The organism is Pseudomonas sp. ES4 (assembly GCF_050586665.1).
GTDB classification, from domain to species: domain Bacteria; phylum Pseudomonadota; class Gammaproteobacteria; order Pseudomonadales; family Pseudomonadaceae; genus Aquipseudomonas; species Aquipseudomonas frederiksbergensis.
Genome location: NZ_JBOBDO010000026.1, coordinates 67,685 through 83,012, shown reverse-complemented (window position 1 = coordinate 83,012; position 15,328 = coordinate 67,685). Strand labels below are relative to the sequence as shown.

14 protein-coding genes are annotated in these 15,328 nt (G+C 60.0%); 12 read left to right on the top strand and 2 right to left on the bottom strand.

The genetic code is table 11. From position 1 onward, the window contains the following. The first annotated feature begins 50 nt into the window (after nt 1-50). Together ACQ4OB_RS23670 and ACQ4OB_RS23665 are read left to right on the top strand one after the other, a co-directional pair. Nucleotides 51-1,001 carry a GlxA family transcriptional regulator gene (locus tag ACQ4OB_RS23670; RefSeq protein ID WP_074875521.1) on the top strand — a complete coding sequence of 317 codons (951 nt, stop codon included), beginning with the start codon at nt 51-53 and terminating at the stop codon, nt 999-1,001. Between the two features lie 183 nt (nt 1,002-1,184). Continuing rightward, nucleotides 1,185-2,669, top strand: coding sequence for an ATP-binding protein (locus ACQ4OB_RS23665; RefSeq protein WP_430956556.1), 1,485 nt, complete (start codon nt 1,185-1,187; stop codon nt 2,667-2,669). Here ACQ4OB_RS23665 and ACQ4OB_RS23660 read toward each other — a convergent pair. Continuing rightward, nucleotides 2,634-5,438, bottom strand: coding sequence for an ATP-binding protein (locus ACQ4OB_RS23660; RefSeq protein WP_430956555.1), 2,805 nt, complete (start codon nt 5,436-5,438; stop codon nt 2,634-2,636). The two genes, ACQ4OB_RS23665 and ACQ4OB_RS23660, sit on opposite strands and share 36 nt — an antisense overlap. A 285-nt stretch (nt 5,439-5,723) precedes the next feature. On the opposite strand from ACQ4OB_RS23660, the gene ACQ4OB_RS23655 reads away from it, so the two are divergent. Then, complete coding sequence (locus tag ACQ4OB_RS23655; RefSeq protein ID WP_158242635.1) at nt 5,724-5,879, top strand: hypothetical protein; 156 nt, start codon at nt 5,724-5,726, stop codon at nt 5,877-5,879. A 29-nt stretch (nt 5,880-5,908) separates the two neighbouring features. Next, a complete protein-coding gene (locus tag ACQ4OB_RS23650; RefSeq protein ID WP_430956554.1) occupies nt 5,909-6,733 on the top strand; it encodes an alpha/beta fold hydrolase in 825 nt (274 codons plus the stop codon). 209 nt (nt 6,734-6,942) lie between these two features. Here the strand turns inward: ACQ4OB_RS23650 and ACQ4OB_RS23645 are convergent, their stop codons facing one another. Further along, nucleotides 6,943-7,383 (bottom strand): helix-turn-helix domain-containing protein, encoded by a 441-nt coding sequence (locus ACQ4OB_RS23645; protein ID WP_430956553.1) that lies wholly within the window; start codon nt 7,381-7,383, stop codon nt 6,943-6,945. 216 nt (nt 7,384-7,599) lie between these two features. Between ACQ4OB_RS23645 and ACQ4OB_RS23640 the strand changes: the two genes are divergently transcribed. The 8 genes from ACQ4OB_RS23640 (at nt 7,600) to ACQ4OB_RS23605 (ending at nt 15,327) form a co-directional block, all read left to right on the top strand. Continuing rightward, on the top strand, nt 7,600-8,520 hold the full coding sequence (locus tag ACQ4OB_RS23640) for a LysR family transcriptional regulator (RefSeq protein WP_102615192.1): 921 nt from the start codon (nt 7,600-7,602) through the stop codon (nt 8,518-8,520). 679 nt (nt 8,521-9,199) lie between these two features. Beyond that, nucleotides 9,200-9,616 carry a DoxX family protein gene (locus ACQ4OB_RS23635; protein ID WP_074875530.1) on the top strand — a complete coding sequence of 139 codons (417 nt, stop codon included), beginning with the start codon at nt 9,200-9,202 and terminating at the stop codon, nt 9,614-9,616. Continuing rightward, a complete protein-coding gene (locus ACQ4OB_RS23630; RefSeq protein ID WP_102615182.1) occupies nt 9,609-10,202 on the top strand; it encodes an antibiotic biosynthesis monooxygenase in 594 nt (197 codons plus the stop codon). The genes ACQ4OB_RS23635 and ACQ4OB_RS23630 overlap by 8 nt, the downstream gene beginning before the upstream one ends. Further along, nucleotides 10,199-12,037, top strand: coding sequence for an amidohydrolase (locus ACQ4OB_RS23625; protein WP_430956552.1), 1,839 nt, complete (start codon nt 10,199-10,201; stop codon nt 12,035-12,037). Before ACQ4OB_RS23630 ends, ACQ4OB_RS23625 begins: the two co-directional genes overlap by 4 nt. 69 nt (nt 12,038-12,106) lie before the next feature. Continuing rightward, nucleotides 12,107-12,733, top strand: a complete 627-nt coding sequence (ycaC, locus tag ACQ4OB_RS23620) for an isochorismate family cysteine hydrolase YcaC (RefSeq protein ID WP_045061273.1) — start codon at nt 12,107-12,109, stop codon at nt 12,731-12,733. Between the two features lie 97 nt (nt 12,734-12,830). Beyond that, entirely contained in the window at nt 12,831-13,727 is an 897-nt protein-coding gene (locus ACQ4OB_RS23615) for a LysR family transcriptional regulator (protein WP_102615180.1), read from the top strand. A 55-nt stretch (nt 13,728-13,782) separates the two neighbouring features. After that, complete coding sequence (locus ACQ4OB_RS23610) at nt 13,783-14,589, top strand: class I SAM-dependent methyltransferase (protein WP_430956551.1); 807 nt, start codon at nt 13,783-13,785, stop codon at nt 14,587-14,589. 69 nt (nt 14,590-14,658) lie between these two features. After that, nucleotides 14,659-15,327, top strand: coding sequence for an ABC transporter ATP-binding protein (locus tag ACQ4OB_RS23605; RefSeq protein ID WP_074875540.1), 669 nt, complete (start codon nt 14,659-14,661; stop codon nt 15,325-15,327). Nucleotide 15,328: the final 1 nt, after the last annotated feature.

Genomic DNA, 15,328 nt, shown 5'->3' with positions numbered 1-15,328 from the left:
GGTGGTGTTTGGCAGATGGATTTTCTTTTGACTTCAGTGATTTTGAACCCATGAAAACCGTGGCTATGGTGTTGTTTCCGGACTTTCTCCTGCTGGACATGGCAGGCCCGATGGAGGTGTTTTCCATCGCCAATCGATATCTGGCTCCGAATGATCGTTATGAACTGTCGACCATCGGCACCGAGCATGGCGCACTGCGTGCCTCAAACGGCGTCAGCGTCCAGGCCGATTTGCACATCGATCAGGCCGATCACGCGTATGACCTGTTGCTGGTGCCGGGCGGTCCGGGTGCCTACAACGAAAAACATCCACCGTTGTTGTGTTGGCTCAAAGCCGCAGTCGGTCGCGCCGAGCGATACGGCTCGATCTGCACCGGCGCGTTCGTGCTGGGCCATGCCGGTTTGCTGGACGGTTATCGCGTGACCACCCACTGGCATTACACCGAACGACTGATCAAAGGCTTCCCGAAGGCTACCGTCGAGACCGATCAGATTTACGTGCAAGACCGCAACCTCATCACCTCCGGCGGCGTCACTGCCGGCATTGACCTGGCGCTGTCGGTGGTCGCCGAAGACCACGGCAAGAAAGTTGCCCAAGACGTCGCCAAGGTATTGCTGGTGGTCATGAAACGCCAGGGAGGGCAGGCGCAATTCAGCCCGTTGATGGCCGCTGTCGCACCACAGGAAACGCCGATCACTCGCGTGCAGAACCATGTGCTCGAACATATCGATGAAGCATTCAGCATCGAACGCATGGCCAGCCTCGCGAACATGAGTGCGCGGCACTTCGCCCGGATGTTTGCTCGGGAAGTGAACATGACGCCCATGGAATTTCTGCAAAGTGCGCGTATCGACAGCGCCAGGAATCTGCTGGAAACCAGCGACTTGCCGCTCAAGACAGTGGCGTTCAAAAGTGGCTTCGGCAGCGTGCGGCACATGCGTTTCCTGTTCAGTGAAAAGCTTGGTTTGACGCCGACCCAATACCGCGAACAGTTCAGCTAGAGCCTTCTTGTCCGTTATGCGCACCGTGATGGCTGTGACGCTCCCACCGTGGCAGTTGTACCGTCACTGATGCCTGCCAAGATAGCCTGAACGCTTTGCGACGGAGGTGCGGGAGCCTGGAAGGCGGGTGCAAGTGATGGTGCTGCACTGTGAGCCGGGCCAGGTTTCAGCACGTGAATGTGCATGAACAGCCTCAGAGATTTAAACAGCGATGCGGTGCTGCGATTCGGCCCCTATGCATTCCACCTGCGGCAACGGCTGATCCTAGAAGGCGATCGACCGCTGCGCATGGGCGGTCGTGCACTGGATATCCTCCAGGTGCTGCTCGAGCGCGCCGGTAACGTGGTCAACAAGGACGAACTGATTGCCCGCGTCTGGCCGACGTCGGTGGTCGAGGAAATCAACCTGCGCGTGCACATTGCAGCCCTGCGTCGGGCGCTTGGCGACGGGCAGAATGGCCAGCGCTACATCATCAACATTCCCCAGCGCGGCTACAGTTTTATCGCCCCGGTGCACCATGCATCCGTGGGCACGGGACTCTTGATCGATACCGTGCAAAAAAATCAGCACAACCTTCCTGCGCGGCTCACGCCGGTGATCGGTCGAGATTCGCTGGTCGGCAGTCTGGTCCGGCAGTTGCCGATCCGGCGTCTCATGACGCTGGTTGGCCCCGGTGGCGTCGGCAAAACCACCGTGGCGTTGCGTGTCGCCGAACTGCTGTTGCAGCACTATGAAGAGGGGGTGTGGCTGGTTAATTTCGCAGCGATCGGTGACCCCGCGCGAGTGGTCGATCATCTGATCCAGACCCTTGAATGGGAGATCGGCACGACGCTGGAGGTGCTGGCAAACTGGCACGCGTTGCTGGTGCTGGACAACTGCGAACACCTGCTGGAACGCTGTCGAACCCTGGTCGAGGATTTGCTGGTGTCGGCGCCTCGGCTGTCCATTCTGGTGACCAGCCGCGAGCCTTTGCAGGCAGCAGGGGAAACGGTTCAGCGTGTGCCGTCTCTGGCGGTGCCGCCCGCGTCGGCGTTGCACAGTGTCGCTGAAACCATGGGGTATTCGGCAGTGCAGCTGTTCGTCAGTCGTGCCCGAACCCGTCAACAAGGGTTTGCCTTGCGCGAACAAGACCTCAAGGCGGTCCGTGAAATCTGTCGGCGGCTCGACGGTTTGCCACTGGCCATTGAACTGGCTGCGGTGCAGATCCATGCGCTGGCGTTGGTCGGTTTGCAAGCTCAGCTGGATAACTGTCTTCAGTTGCTGACTCAAGGTCGGCGCACGGCGGTGCCCCGACATCAGACGCTCAAAGCTGCCCTGGACTGGAGCTATGAACGGCTGAGCCTGCCGGAACAAACCGTGTTGCAGCGCCTATCGGTGTTCAAAATGTCCTTCACTCTCGATGCCGCGATTGGCGTGTGCAGTTGCGTGGAGCTTAAGCCCGGTCAACTGGCGGCGCTGATGACGCGATTGGTCGCCAAATCGTTGCTCTCGATGGATCAGGTCAACGGCACGACCCGTTATCGCTTTCTCAACACCACGCGTACCTATGCTCTTGAGAAGCTCGAACACAGCGGCCACCTGCGAGTGTTTGAGAGGCGCCATTCGCATTACATCAGCCGGGCGCGCTGGGTCTCAGGCGTGCAGTTGCCCATGGAGCTCGTCGAGTAATCGACGGACTTTGCTCAAGTCCGGTGTAGAAAATCCCTCGGTGAACCGATTGTAGATCGGTGCCAGCAGCTCATGAGCTTGCTGATACAGGCCTCGACGCTGCCAAAGTTGCGCCAGTGAGGTGGCGCTGCGCAGTTCCCAAGCCAGGGCACCCTGATGTTTCGCCACGCTTGATGCCCTGATCAGCAGTGCCTCGGCCGCTTCGGTTTTCAGAGGACAACCCTCGGCCAGCAGTGCATCAGCCCGGGCCCGTAGAACTTCCGCCGTGCTCCAGCCGGCCGTACCGGTGTCGGCGCGTTGCACCAGGGCATCATCGACGAAACTGCCATCCAGCGTGACCATGATGTCCTTGATCAGCCCCTGGCCCGGCTGAAGCGGCAAGTGTGCCTCGGCGCGGTCGATCACCTGCGCATAGTGTCGGGCCCAGGTGTAGAACAGCAGTACCGAGTGTTTCTGTGCTTGTTCCAGCAGCAGGTGCAAGAGTTCACGAGCCGTACGGGTATCGCCGTTGTAGTGAGCGATCAGGCAACCGGCCAGCGCCAGGGTGTAGCAGATGGACGTGCCGTGGTTGATCTGGGTTGCAATGTCCAGCGCTTGCCGGGCGGTGCGCCAGGCTTGTTCCGGTTGCCCTTGCAACCAGAGGATGCGCGCCAGAATCGTCAGGGCGGCGACGCTCTGGTCGTAGTGCACGCCAAAACCGTAGGTGAAGCGGTTGAGGTGGCCACTCTGGGCCATGCGCTGAAGCACCTGCTCTGCGTTCCGCCGGGCCTGCGGCTGGTCCCCGGCAAAGTGCAACGCCAGCACCCGCAAGCGATGCATGCTGAGGGACAACACCGCATCGCCGTGCAGCCCCAGCCGATCGAATTGCCGGCTCTGTTCCAGAGCCATTTGATAGTTGGCGCAACAGAGGTTGACCGCCATGTGCCCGGACACCGCCCGCAACTGACCGGCCAAATCATCGCAATGTTCGGCCAGGATTCTGGCACTGACGAATGCCTCGATGGTTTCTTTTGTGCCGACCTGAGTGTGATAACAGGCGCTGCCAAGGGCGAGATGCAAGGCTATTTTCAGCTGTGGACAGGGATCGGACGTTGCATCGAGCAGCGCCAGCGCCCGGCCCACGTACAAGCCGTGCTCCTTGAGCAGCGACAGTTCCTGCCAAAGCGGGGTGGAAGCTGCTGTCAGGCGGATTGCCAGTGCCCGCGGTCCTTGCGCGTTAAAACACCAGTCGAGGGCCGAACGAATATCTTCCAGAGCACGGGCATAACGCTCGATCCACACGCCTGTCGGGATCAGCTCCCAGTCGTGCTGGGCCTGATTCATCACCGCCAGACAGCGCTTGGCGTGACGTTCCCGGGTATCGGGCAGTTCGGCGGCCTGGTCAAGTTTCTCCAGGGCATAGCTGCGCGTGGTGTCGAGCAATCGGTAGAACACCTCTTCGTCACCCACCTCCACGTTCAGCAGCGATTTGGCCACCAGTTGCGTGATCGAGCCAAACACTGCTTGCGGTTCGATGTGTTCGCCGACGATCACCGCCGCCGCCGATTCCAGGGTGAACCCGCCTCTGAACACACCCAGTCGGCGCAGGCAGGCTTGTTCGCAGGTATTTAGCAGCTCGAAGCTCCAGTCCAGTGTGGCGCGCAGGGTTTGGTGTCGGCCCAGCGTAGTCTGACAACCCTGGGTGAGCAGGCGAAAACTGCCTTGGAGTTGGGTCAGTAATCCGCTCAATCCGAGGCTGCTGACTTGTGTGGCCGCCAATTCGATCGCGAACGGAATACCGTCCAGACGCCGGCAGATTTCAATTGCCAGCGGTAGTTCGTTATCGGTCAGTTCGAAGCTGTCGTGGCTGGCCATCGCCCGTTCGACGAACAACTGCAGGGCGGAAAAGGTCAGGGCCTGAGCGCGGTCTGGCACGGCAATGGGGGGAGGGCAGTCCAGCGACTCCAGGTGCTGGACACATTCACCTTCGGCCCGCAGGCTCTCACGACTGGTGGCCAGAATGTGCACCTCTGGCGCGGCGCGCAGGAGGCTCTCGCTCAGCAATGCGATGGCGTCGACCAGGTGTTCGCAATTGTCGATCACCAGCAGCATCTGCCGGTCGCGCAAAAATGCGGCGAGGCCGCTCATCGGCTCAGCGTCGTGCAAAGACAGTTCGAGCAATGTCGCCAGGTGAACGGTGATCATCGACGGATCATTGATCGGCGCCAGGTCCAGCAGGCGAATGCCATCCCGGTAGCGCCCGATCAGTTGTTCGGCGACACGCAGGGCCACGGTGGTTTTGCCGATCCCGCCGGGGCCGACCAGGGTAATGAAACGCTGGCGCGACAGCTGGACCACCAGGCTATCGACGAGAGACTGGCGGCCGATCATGCGGGTTCGACGAACGGGCAGGTTGTGGCCACTCGGCGCGGGCGCTTCTCTCTCCGGAGGGTGCTCGATGTGCTCCAGAGAATATGGCGCCACAAAGCTGTACCCACGCTGCGCCACGGTGATGATGTAACGCTGGCCGGCCTGGCCGTCACCGAGGGCCTTGCGCAAGGCCGCCATGTGCACCCGCAGGTTGATGTCTTCCACTATGTTTTTCGGCCAGACCCTGGCGATCAGCGTTTGTTTGCTGACCACATTCCCGGCGTGTTCCAAAAGGATCAACAGAATGTCCATGGCGCGTCGACCCAGGCGCAGGGGCTGGTCGGCCTCCATGACCAGACGTTGTCCGGGATAGATCCGGTAGGGGCCGAAATGGATGGCTTGGTCGGGGGGAAGGCTCAACGTGTCACTCCTGCTTGCAGCCGTCTGATACGCGGCTTTCGAGCATATTCGTCAGGTTTTTACGGCAACGCAATGCGCTGGCCGGATGACGCTGCGCTGTCCGCCAGGACTGCTGGTTTCCCGCCCTTGTTCATGAGTTCCGCAAATATTGGGCGAGACAGTCTTGAAGGTATCGCTGAGGCTTTTGGCGCGCCAGGGGAAAATTAACAACGTTTAACTCGTCCTGCGTCCCGTCTACGCCCAAAACTCCATAGCAGGGACTAAACATGTCATGAGGACGCCGGAATGAGCAACGTGGAGGTCTATCACAGTGGCTCCCGGCACACCCGTTTCATGACCGAAGCCGTGACCCCTAACGCCCACTGCCCCCCAAAGACCGCTGTCCATCTGGGCGAACGAGTGGCGCGGCTGGCTGAACGCATGAGCCACTCAACGGTTTGATCCCCCAACACTCACTAAGGAGACAATGCATGAGCACGTTCACGACCCGAGACGGCACCGAGATTTATTACAAGGACTGGGGCACCGGTCAGCCTATTGTCTTCAGCCATGGCTGGCCGTTGAACGCCGACAGCTGGGAATCGCAGATGATCTTCCTGGTCGCCCAAGGCTACCGGGTGATCGCCCATGATCGCCGCGGTCATGGCCGCTCCAGCCAGCCGTGGAGCGGCAACGACATGGACACCTACGCCGATGATCTGGCGCAGTTGATCGAGTTGCTGGACCTCAAAGATGCCGTGCTGTTCGGCTTCTCCACCGGCGGCGGTGAAGTGGCGCGCTACATTGGTCGCCACGGTACCGAACGCGTGGCCAAGGCCGGGCTGATTTCTTCGGTGCCGCCGCTGATGCTCAAGACTGAAGCCAACCCTGGCGGCCTGCCGATCGAGGTGTTTGACGGCATTCGTCAGGCGTCCCTGGCCGACCGTTCGCAGCTCTACATCGACCTCGCCAGCGGTCCGTTCTTCGGCTTCAACAAACCGGACGCCAAGCCATCCCAGGGCATGATCGACTGGTTCTGGATGCAAGGCATGAGCTCCGGCCACAAGAACGCTTATGACTGCATCAAGGCATTCTCCGAAACCGACTTCACCGAAGACCTGAAGAAGTTCGACATTCCGACGCTGGTGGTGCATGGCGATGCTGACCAGGTGGTGCCGATCGAAGCGTCGGGCATTGCGTCTGCAAAACTGGTGAAAGGATCTACGTTGAAGATCTACCCCGGCGCGCCTCATGGCTTGACTGATACCCACAAGGATCAGCTCAACGCCGATCTGCTGGCGTTTTTGAAGGACTAAGCGTTAATCCCTGGCCCCCCGATTCTATGCCATGGAAGCTTTGTAGCAGCTGTCGAGCCCCTGCGAGGCTGCGTTCGGCTGCGAAGCAGTCGCAAAATGCGAGCGCGCCGCCTGCCTGAAACACCGGGGGGCTGAGTTCACGACTGCTTCGCAGCCGAACGCAGCCTCGCCGGGGCTCGACAGCTGCTACAAGAAATGTGTTAGCGGGTTTATTGTGCGTGAAGTTGAGCGGTGCAGGCGGGACGGTGAGCCAGGGAGCGCATGGTGCGGCAACGCCACGCAAATGGAGTGATGCCTTCATTGCGAGTGAAGATGTGGCAGAAATGTGCCTGATCGCAGAAGCCGCATTCGAGACTGATTTGCGTCAGGGTCAGGTCAGTGCTCTGGATCAATTGCTTGGCGCGGGCGATGCGCTGGTTGCGAATCCAGTCTTGAGGCGAGAGCCCGGTGCTGCACTTGAACGCGCGGGAGAAATGACTGCGTGAAAGAGCACAGGCGCGGGCCAGTTCGGTCACTTCCACGGTCTCACCAAGGCGCTCGAGAATCAGTTGCTTGACCAGGCTTTCGCGCCAAGGAGTCAGGCCGCCGGTAGTTTTCTTTCGCGTTTCAGTGGTCGTCTCGCGGGTGACGTTTTGCTGTGAGCGGGCCATGACAAATGTCCGTGTCGGTGAGCTTCATTTTTGGCCGCAGGGTTCTGGCAGGCGAGTTAAACGTTGTTAATTCCGTCGGTGTGCGGGGGTAACCAACAGCACTGACTCAGCACATTGCTGCAATTTCTGCAGATGCGAACCGTGCAAAATCGACGTTATCTGGTGGTTTTCGCCCCAGCGCCAAGTGCCTGGCTGAACACACAAGGAAATCTGCCTGTGAACCGTAACGATCTGCGCCGCGTCGACATGAACCTGTTGGTGATTTTCGAAGCGTTGATGTTTGAAAAGAACCTCACCCGTGTTGCCGAAAAACTGTTCATGGGGCAGCCAGCGGTGAGTGCGGCGCTGGGACGGTTACGGGATCTGTTCGATGATCCGCTGCTGTTGCGCAACGGCCGCGGGATGGAGCCGACAGGGCGGGCACTGGCGATTCTCAAGGAGCTGCAGCCGGCGATGGATGTGATTTCCGGGGCAGTGAGCCGAGCTAAAGAATTCGACCCCGCTACAAGCTGCGATGTGTTTCGCATCGGGCTGTCGGACGACGCCGAGTTTGGCTTGTTTCCGCCATTGTTGAGCCAGCTCCGGGAAGAGGCGCCAGGGATCATAGTGGTCGTTCGGCGGGCGAATTACCTGCTCATGCCGGCATTGCTGGCGTCTGGGGAGATTTCGGTAGGAGTGAGTTACACCACGGATCTGCCGGCCAATGCCAAACGCAAGACGTTGCGGGATATTCCGTGCAAGGTGCTGCGTAGCGACAAACGACCGGGGACGCTGTCGCTGGATGAATACTGTGAACGACCGCATGCGATGGTGTCGTTTTCGGGGGATTTGAGCGGCAACATTGACCTTGATCTCGCGAAGATCGGACGAAGTCGGCGGGTGGTGTTGGGCGTTCCGCAGTTCAGTGGATTGCGGGCATTGCTGGCCGGGACCGAGATGATCGCCACCGTGCCGGATTACGCAGCGTGTGCGTTGGTCGAGGGGTGTGCGTTGCGGGCCGAAGCCCCGCCGTTTCCGATTGAAGCGGCGCAGCTTTCGATGGCCTGGAGCGGGGTGCATGACAACGATCCGGCGGAACGGTGGTTGCGGTCACGGATCAGTGAGTTCATGTCCAGGCCTTTGCCTATTTCGGCTTGACCGTGGCGGTCTTCGGGCCGACCTGTTTATATCCTGATGTACCCAGTCCAACTGTGGGAGCGGGCTTGCTCGCGAAGGTGGCCTGATAGCCGACCTATTTCTTTGAGGTGTACATATCCATTTCTGCGGTAACGGCGGCTGGCGGTTTCGCCCTTACGGCGAGGCACTTTTTTCAAACGCCAAAAAAGTACCCAAAAAGGCTCGCCCCAAGCGTCCGGCCCCTCGCCTAGGCTCGGCGTTCCTTCGTTCCGGCATTCATCTGGGGGCATCGCCTCCGGTTGGCTTCGCTTCAACCTCCTCTCGATGTGTTCGACTTCGTCGAACGGCGCTGCGCGCCCCCCCCAGATGAACACCTCCACTCAGCCTTCCGAAGGGGCGGGTAGATCAAGATCAAAAGCTGCAGGCGAGCTAACGCTCGGCCTGTTGAGTGGTGAAGGGCGAAAGGCGAACGGCGTACGCCGATCTTCTGTGGGAGCGAGCCTGCTCGCGATGGCGGCCTGACAGCCGACCAATCTCTTCCTGCCGAATCCAATCTCTGTGGGATCTGCTGTGGATCGTGTCGCCGGGCTCATCCACAAAAAGAGCACACACATCCAATTTTTTCCGACCTCACACCGGCACTATCAAACCAAGTCCGGGCGCATGAACACCGGTGGTTTTTTATTTGTGCAGGTAGCCCATGAACACGTCGCGATGGGATGAACGAGCCCAGGATTTCGGGCTGTTATTTTTGCGGGTCAGCGGTGGTTTGTTTCTGCTGTGGGTGCACGGTTTGCCGAAACTGCTTAACTACAACGCTCAACTGCAAGTCATCGAAGACCCTTTCCATCTGGGTGTGAACGCCACGCTGATGCTGGCGATTTTTGCCGAGGTGTTGTGCCCGCTGCTGATCATCGCCGGGGTGCTGGTGCGTCTGGCGTGTCTGCCGATTTTGGCGGTGTTGCTGATTGCGCTGCTGGTGGTGCATGCGCAATGGAGTCTTGATGAAGGGCAGTTCGGTTGGCTGTTGTTGATTCTGTTCACCAGCGTTCTTATCGCCGGGCCGGGACGGCTGGCGCTCAATGTTCGATTCGCCGGAGCTTTGCGTTATGCCTGAATCCAATCGTTTCGAGGAAGTCGTGACCCTGGTCATCAAGCACCGGATCAAGGCAGGTTTTGAAGCGCCGTACGAAGCCTGGTTGCGCAACATTGTCAGCATTGCCGGGCAGCAGGAAGGGCACTTGGGCGTCGATGTGATCCGCGGCAAGAGCGCCGGCCTCGACCTGTACACCTGCGTGCTGCGCTTTTGCTCCACCGAATCGATGCAGCGCTGGCTCGATTCACCGCAACGGCTGGAACTGGTCAACGAAGCCGCACCGATGCTCGCTGACGGCGACCAGACCGAGGTCAATCCGGTCAACGAATTCTGGTTCGCACCGCAAGCCGACGCCGCTTCGCCACCACCGCCGCGCTGGAAGCAGGCCGTGGTGACGTTGTTGGTGATTTTGCCGCACACCTTGCTGGTGCCGCTGATCTGGGGCCCGCTGCTGCAGCTCAATACCTTCCTGTCCAATTACGTGGTCGCGACGTTCCTGATCACGCTGACCATCGTCGTGTCGGTGGTGTACCTGTTCATGCCAATGGCGACGCGGTTGTTCGCGCCTTGGCTGTCCTCTTCCACTCAGCCCAAGGAAAAGCGATGAACGCCGATCTGATTTTGTTCAATGGCCAATTTCATACGGTTGACCGTGAAAACCCACGCGCCAGCGCCGTAGCGATCAGCAATGGTCGTTTCGTCGCGGTCGGCACCGACGCCGAAGCCATGGCCCTGCGCGGTTCGGGGACGCAGATCATCGACCTCAAGGGGCGCTGTGTCATTCCCGGCCTCAACGACTCGCACTTGCACCTGATCCGCGGCGGTTTGAACTACAACCTCGAACTGCGCTGGGAAGGGGTGCCGTCGCTGGCCGATGCCCTGCGCATGCTCAAGGATCAGGCCGACCGCACGCCGACGCCGCAATGGGTGCGGGTGGTCGGTGGCTGGAACGAATTCCAGTTCGCTGAAAAGCGCATGCCGACCCTCGAAGAACTCAATCAGGCCGCGCCGGATACACCGGTATTTGTCCTGCATCTGTACGACCGCGCCTTGCTCAACCGTGCCGCGTTGCGCGTGGCCGGTTACACCCGCAACACGCCGAACCCGCCGGGTGGCGAGATTGTGCGCGATGCCAACGGTGAGCCGACCGGCATGCTGGTCGCCCGTCCTAACGCGATGATTCTGTACTCGACGCTGGCGAAGGGGCCAAAGTTGCCGCTGGAATATCAGGTCAACTCGACCCGCCAGTTCATGCGCGAGCTCAACCGTCTCGGCCTGACCAGCGCCATCGATGCCGGTGGCGGTTTCCAGAACTATCCGGACGATTATCAGGTGATCGAGCAGTTGGCCAAGGACCAGCAGCTCACAGTGCGGATCGCCTACAACCTGTTCACCCAGAAGCCGAAAGAAGAACTGACTGACTTCAAGAACTGGACCAGCAGCGTGACCCTGCATCAAGGCGACGATTACCTGCGGCACAACGGCGCCGGGGAAATGCTGGTGTTTTCAGCGGCGGATTTCGAGGACTTCCTCGAGCCGCGTCCGGACCTTCCACAAACAATGGAAGACGAGCTGGAACCGGTGGTGCGCCACTTGGTCGAGCAACGCTGGCCGTTCCGTTTGCACGCCACATACAACGAATCCATCAGCCGCATGCTCGACGTGTTCGAAAAGGTTAACCGCGACATTCCGTTCAACGGTTTGCCATGGTTTTTCGACCATGCCGAAACCATTACGCCGCAGAACATTGAGCGGGTGAGGGCGCTGGGTGGCGGTATCGCGATTCAGGATCGTATGGCGTTCCAAGGCGAATATTTCGTCGAGCGTTACGGCGCCAAAGCCGCCGAAGCGACCCCGCCGATCAAACGCATGCTGGCCGAAGGTGTACCGGTCGGCGCCGGCACCGATGCCACGCGAGTCTCCAGCTACAACCCCTGGACTTCGCTGTACTGGATGGTCAGCGGCCGCACGGTCGGTGGCCTGGAACTGCATGCCGAGGGCTTGTCTCGTCAAACGGCGCTGGAGCTATTCACCCACGGCAGCGCCTGGTTTTCTTCCGAGCAGGGCAAGAAAGGCATGATCAAGGTCGGCCAACTGGCTGACATCGCGGCCCTGAGCGCGGATTTTTTCAGCGTCGACGAAGAAGCGATCAAGTGGATCGAGTCGGTGTTGACCGTGGTCGGCGGCAAGGTGGTGTACGCCGCCGGTGATTTTGAAAAACTCGGGCCGGCCAGCGTACCGGTGCTGCCGGACTGGTCGCCGGTGGTGAATGTACCGGGGCACTGGCGTCCGACCTCGCCATTGCAGGCGCAGGTGCACCATTGCAGCGGGCCGTGCGGCGTGCATTCCCATAGCCATGAAAAGGCGCGCTTGTCGAATGCGCCGGTCAGCGATTTCGCGGGTTTCTGGGGCGCGTTTGGCTGCTCGTGCTTCGCGTTCTGACGATCACAAAAAAGCGCCGGCCCTGCACGTCGGCGTTGTATGTCACACCCATCCATCGAGGAGTTTCACATGAGCAACGTTCCGTACAAACGCCTGAACAAAGATGACGCCGTTGTGCTGTTGGTCGACCACCAGACGGGCCTGATCTCGCTGGTTCAGGATTTCTCGCCGAACGAATTCAAGAACAACGTGCTGGCCCTGGGCGATGTGGCCAAGTTCTTCAAGCTGCCGACCATCCTGACCACCAGCTTCGAAAACGGTCCGAACGGCCCGATGGTTCCCGAGTTGAAAGAGCAGTTCCCGGACGCACCGTACATCCCGCGTCCAGGCCAGATCAACGCCTGGGACAACGAAGATTTTGTCAAAGCCGTTAAAGCCACTGGCCGCAAGCAACTGATCATCGCCGGCGTCGTCACCGACGTTTGCGTGACGTTCCCAACGCTGTCGGCGTTGGCGGAAGGGTTTGAAGTGTTCGTCGTGACGGACGCCTCGGGCACCTTCAACGAAACCGTGCAACAAGCGGCCTGGGCACGTATGGCGGCGGCCGGTGCTCAACTGGTGAACTGGTTCTCGGTGGCCTGCGAGCTGCAGGGCGACTGGCGCAACGACATGGAAGGCCTGGCCAACCTGCTGTCGCCGCGCATTCCGAACTACCGCAATTTGATGAACAGCTACTCGGTGCTGTCTTCGAAGTAAGTCCCGCCACAATGAAAGATGCCCGCCAATGTGCGGGCATTTTCGTCTGAGACAAAAAGCGGCTATATAGTGTCTGACTGTCAATCAGAGCGTGACAATGAACCCGTTCGAAGATATGCGTATTTTTTGCCAGGTCATGGACTCCGGCAGCTTTACTGCGGCGGCCGATCAATTGGGCCTGTCCAAGCAGTTCGTCAGCCGGCGGTTGATGCAGCTCGAAGAGCGTCTGGGTGTGCGGCTACTCAATCGCTCCACGCGGCGACTGGACGTGACGCCACTGGGGCAGAGTTATTACGAGTCAGCCTTGCGTCTGCTGGGCGAAGTCGAGCAAGTAGAGCAGGGCATCGCCGGCCAGACCACTGAGCCCCGCGGCACGATCCGTATCAGCGCGCCATTGTCGTTTGCGGTGGCGCATTTGGGCTGTTTGCTGCCGGTGTTTTTGCAGCGTTATCGCGACGTCACGGTAGAGGTCGACCTCAGTGATCGATCGGTGGATTTGCTCAGTGAGGGTTATGACCTGGCGCTGCGAATCGGCATTCTGGAGGATTCGACGCTGATCGCCCGACGCATCGCCTCCATCCAGCGGGTGTACTGCGCCAGCCCGGCTTACCTGGCCGAGCGCGGCACGCCGCTCAAACCCGAAGACTTGCACGCACATGACTGCCTGCCTTACGGCCATGGTCGTCAGGTGCAATGGCGTTTCGAAGGGCAGGGCAAGCCGTTGGTGGTCAATGTCACCGGGCGGATGCGGGTGAACAATGGTGAATTGCTCAGGGATGCGGCGATTGCCGGTATGGGGATTACGTACTTGCCGACCTTCATTGTGGGTTCGGCGTTGAAGGACGGCAGGCTGGTGCCGGTGTTGGACGCATTTCGTTGCGCGCCGCTGACGTTGTCGGCGGTCTATCCGCAGCACCGTCAAGCATCGCGACCGGTGCAGGTGTTGATCGAGTTCTTGCGTGAACGGCTGGATCAGGCTGAGGGTGGGTTGTAGAGCGGTTATAGTGTCAGCACGCAATTAATGAATGCCCCCCAGTCTGGAGCGCGCAATGGAAATGCCGACAAAAGAAAAAGCCATCGCCAGCAACCGCGATGCCTGGAATGACTCAGCCCGACACCACAAGGACACCCCCGAATGGCAGGCCCGTTTGACGGCGGTCAGCCACCGGGATTTTTGCTGCATGGACGACACCCTCCGAGGGTTACTGGAACAGGTCGGTGTCGACGGTAAAGACGTGGTGCAACTGGGCTGCAACAATGGCCGCGAAAGCTTGTCGTTGTTTGCGCTGGGTGCCCGCAGCGTCACAGGCGTCGACCAGTCTGAGGCATTCCTCGATCAGGCGCGGGAACTGGCGTCACGCTCGCCCCATGCGCCTGAGTTCATCGAGGCAGACATCCATCACTTGCCGACAGAACTTCATGGCCGTTTCGACGTGGCCCTGATCACCATCGGCGTATTGAACTGGATGCCGGACATCGCTGAATTTTTCCGCCATGTCGCCCAAACCCTCAAGCCTGGCGGCAGTCTGGTGGTGTACGAAACCCACCCGTTCCTCGAAATGTTCGACCCTGAGTCCATCGATCCGTATCGACCGGACAGCTCGTACTTTCGCAGCGAACCTTTCGTGCAGGACCAGCCGATCGTCTACGAAGGCAAAGTCGATCAACAGGCCGCGATGTCCTACTGGTTCGTCCACACCTTGGGCGCGATCTTCACCGGCGCCATTGAGGCGGGATTGCAGATCAGTCACTTCAAGGAGTACCCGCATTCCAACCGCGAGGAACTCTATGATCGGTATGAGCAGCAGACGGCGCAGCTGCCGTTGTGTTTTACGTGGGTGGCCGTGAAGCGATAGGTTTCAGGCATTTCGCGGTGCCGCTGCCGTCCGCTATCCTTGCTCCACGCACATCGAACGGTTTCCCCCATGCTTTCGGTCCAAGGCGTCTTCAAAAGCTACGCCACTCCCCAGGGCCCGCTGCCGGTTCTGCAAGGTGTCGACCTCACCTTGAAACCCGGCAGTAGCCTGGCGTTGATGGGGGAGTCGGGCAGTGGCAAGAGCACTTTGCTGCACCTGATTGCCGGGCTGGACAAGGTCGATCGCGGCAGCATCCGCAGCGGCGAGCATCGGCTGGAGCAGATGAGCGAAGGGCAACTGGCGAACTGGCGGCGGACCGAAATCGGCCTGGTGTTTCAGCAGTTCAACCTGATCGGCAGTTTGCGCGTGGAGGACAATCTGGCCTTCCAGGCGCGATTGGCGGGACGCCATGATCCGCGCTGGCAGGCGCATCTGGTGCAACGCCTGGGCTTGGCTGATTTGCTGCGGCGTTATCCGGAACAGTTGTCCGGCGGCCAGCAGCAACGGGTCGCGCTGGGCCGGGCCCTGGCGTCGCAGCCAAAACTGCTGCTGGCCGACGAACCCACTGGCAGCCTCGATGAAACCACCAGCGATGAGGTTTTGAAGTTGTTGCTGGAGTTGCTCGACGATAGCCCCACCACTTTGTTGATGGTCACCCACAGCCCGCGGGTCGCGGCGCGGCTGGCGGAAAAAGTGGTGCTCCACGGTGGTCGTCTGGCTGGCGCGGACGAGCGCTGAG

Excerpts from the sequence above, each read along its gene's own strand:
- ACQ4OB_RS23670 (WP_074875521.1), top strand. The coding sequence starts at position 51 with ATGAAAACCGTGGCTATGGTGTTGTTTCCGGACTTTCTCCTGCTGGAC.
- ACQ4OB_RS23665 (WP_430956556.1), top strand. The coding sequence starts at position 1,185 with ATGAACAGCCTCAGAGATTTAAACAGCGATGCGGTGCTGCGATTCGGC.
- ACQ4OB_RS23655 (WP_158242635.1), top strand. The coding sequence starts at position 5,724 with ATGAGCAACGTGGAGGTCTATCACAGTGGCTCCCGGCACACCCGTTTC.
- ACQ4OB_RS23650 (WP_430956554.1), top strand. The coding sequence starts at position 5,909 with ATGAGCACGTTCACGACCCGAGACGGCACCGAGATTTATTACAAGGAC.
- ACQ4OB_RS23645 (WP_430956553.1), bottom strand. The coding sequence starts at position 7,383 with ATGGCCCGCTCACAGCAAAACGTCACCCGCGAGACGACCACTGAAACG.
- ACQ4OB_RS23635 (WP_074875530.1), top strand. The coding sequence starts at position 9,200 with ATGAACACGTCGCGATGGGATGAACGAGCCCAGGATTTCGGGCTGTTA.
- ACQ4OB_RS23630 (WP_102615182.1), top strand. The coding sequence starts at position 9,609 with ATGCCTGAATCCAATCGTTTCGAGGAAGTCGTGACCCTGGTCATCAAG.
- ACQ4OB_RS23625 (WP_430956552.1), top strand. The coding sequence starts at position 10,199 with ATGAACGCCGATCTGATTTTGTTCAATGGCCAATTTCATACGGTTGAC.
- ycaC (WP_045061273.1), top strand. The coding sequence starts at position 12,107 with ATGAGCAACGTTCCGTACAAACGCCTGAACAAAGATGACGCCGTTGTG.
- ACQ4OB_RS23615 (WP_102615180.1), top strand. The coding sequence starts at position 12,831 with ATGAACCCGTTCGAAGATATGCGTATTTTTTGCCAGGTCATGGACTCC.
- ACQ4OB_RS23610 (WP_430956551.1), top strand. The coding sequence starts at position 13,783 with ATGGAAATGCCGACAAAAGAAAAAGCCATCGCCAGCAACCGCGATGCC.
- ACQ4OB_RS23605 (WP_074875540.1), top strand. The coding sequence starts at position 14,659 with ATGCTTTCGGTCCAAGGCGTCTTCAAAAGCTACGCCACTCCCCAGGGC.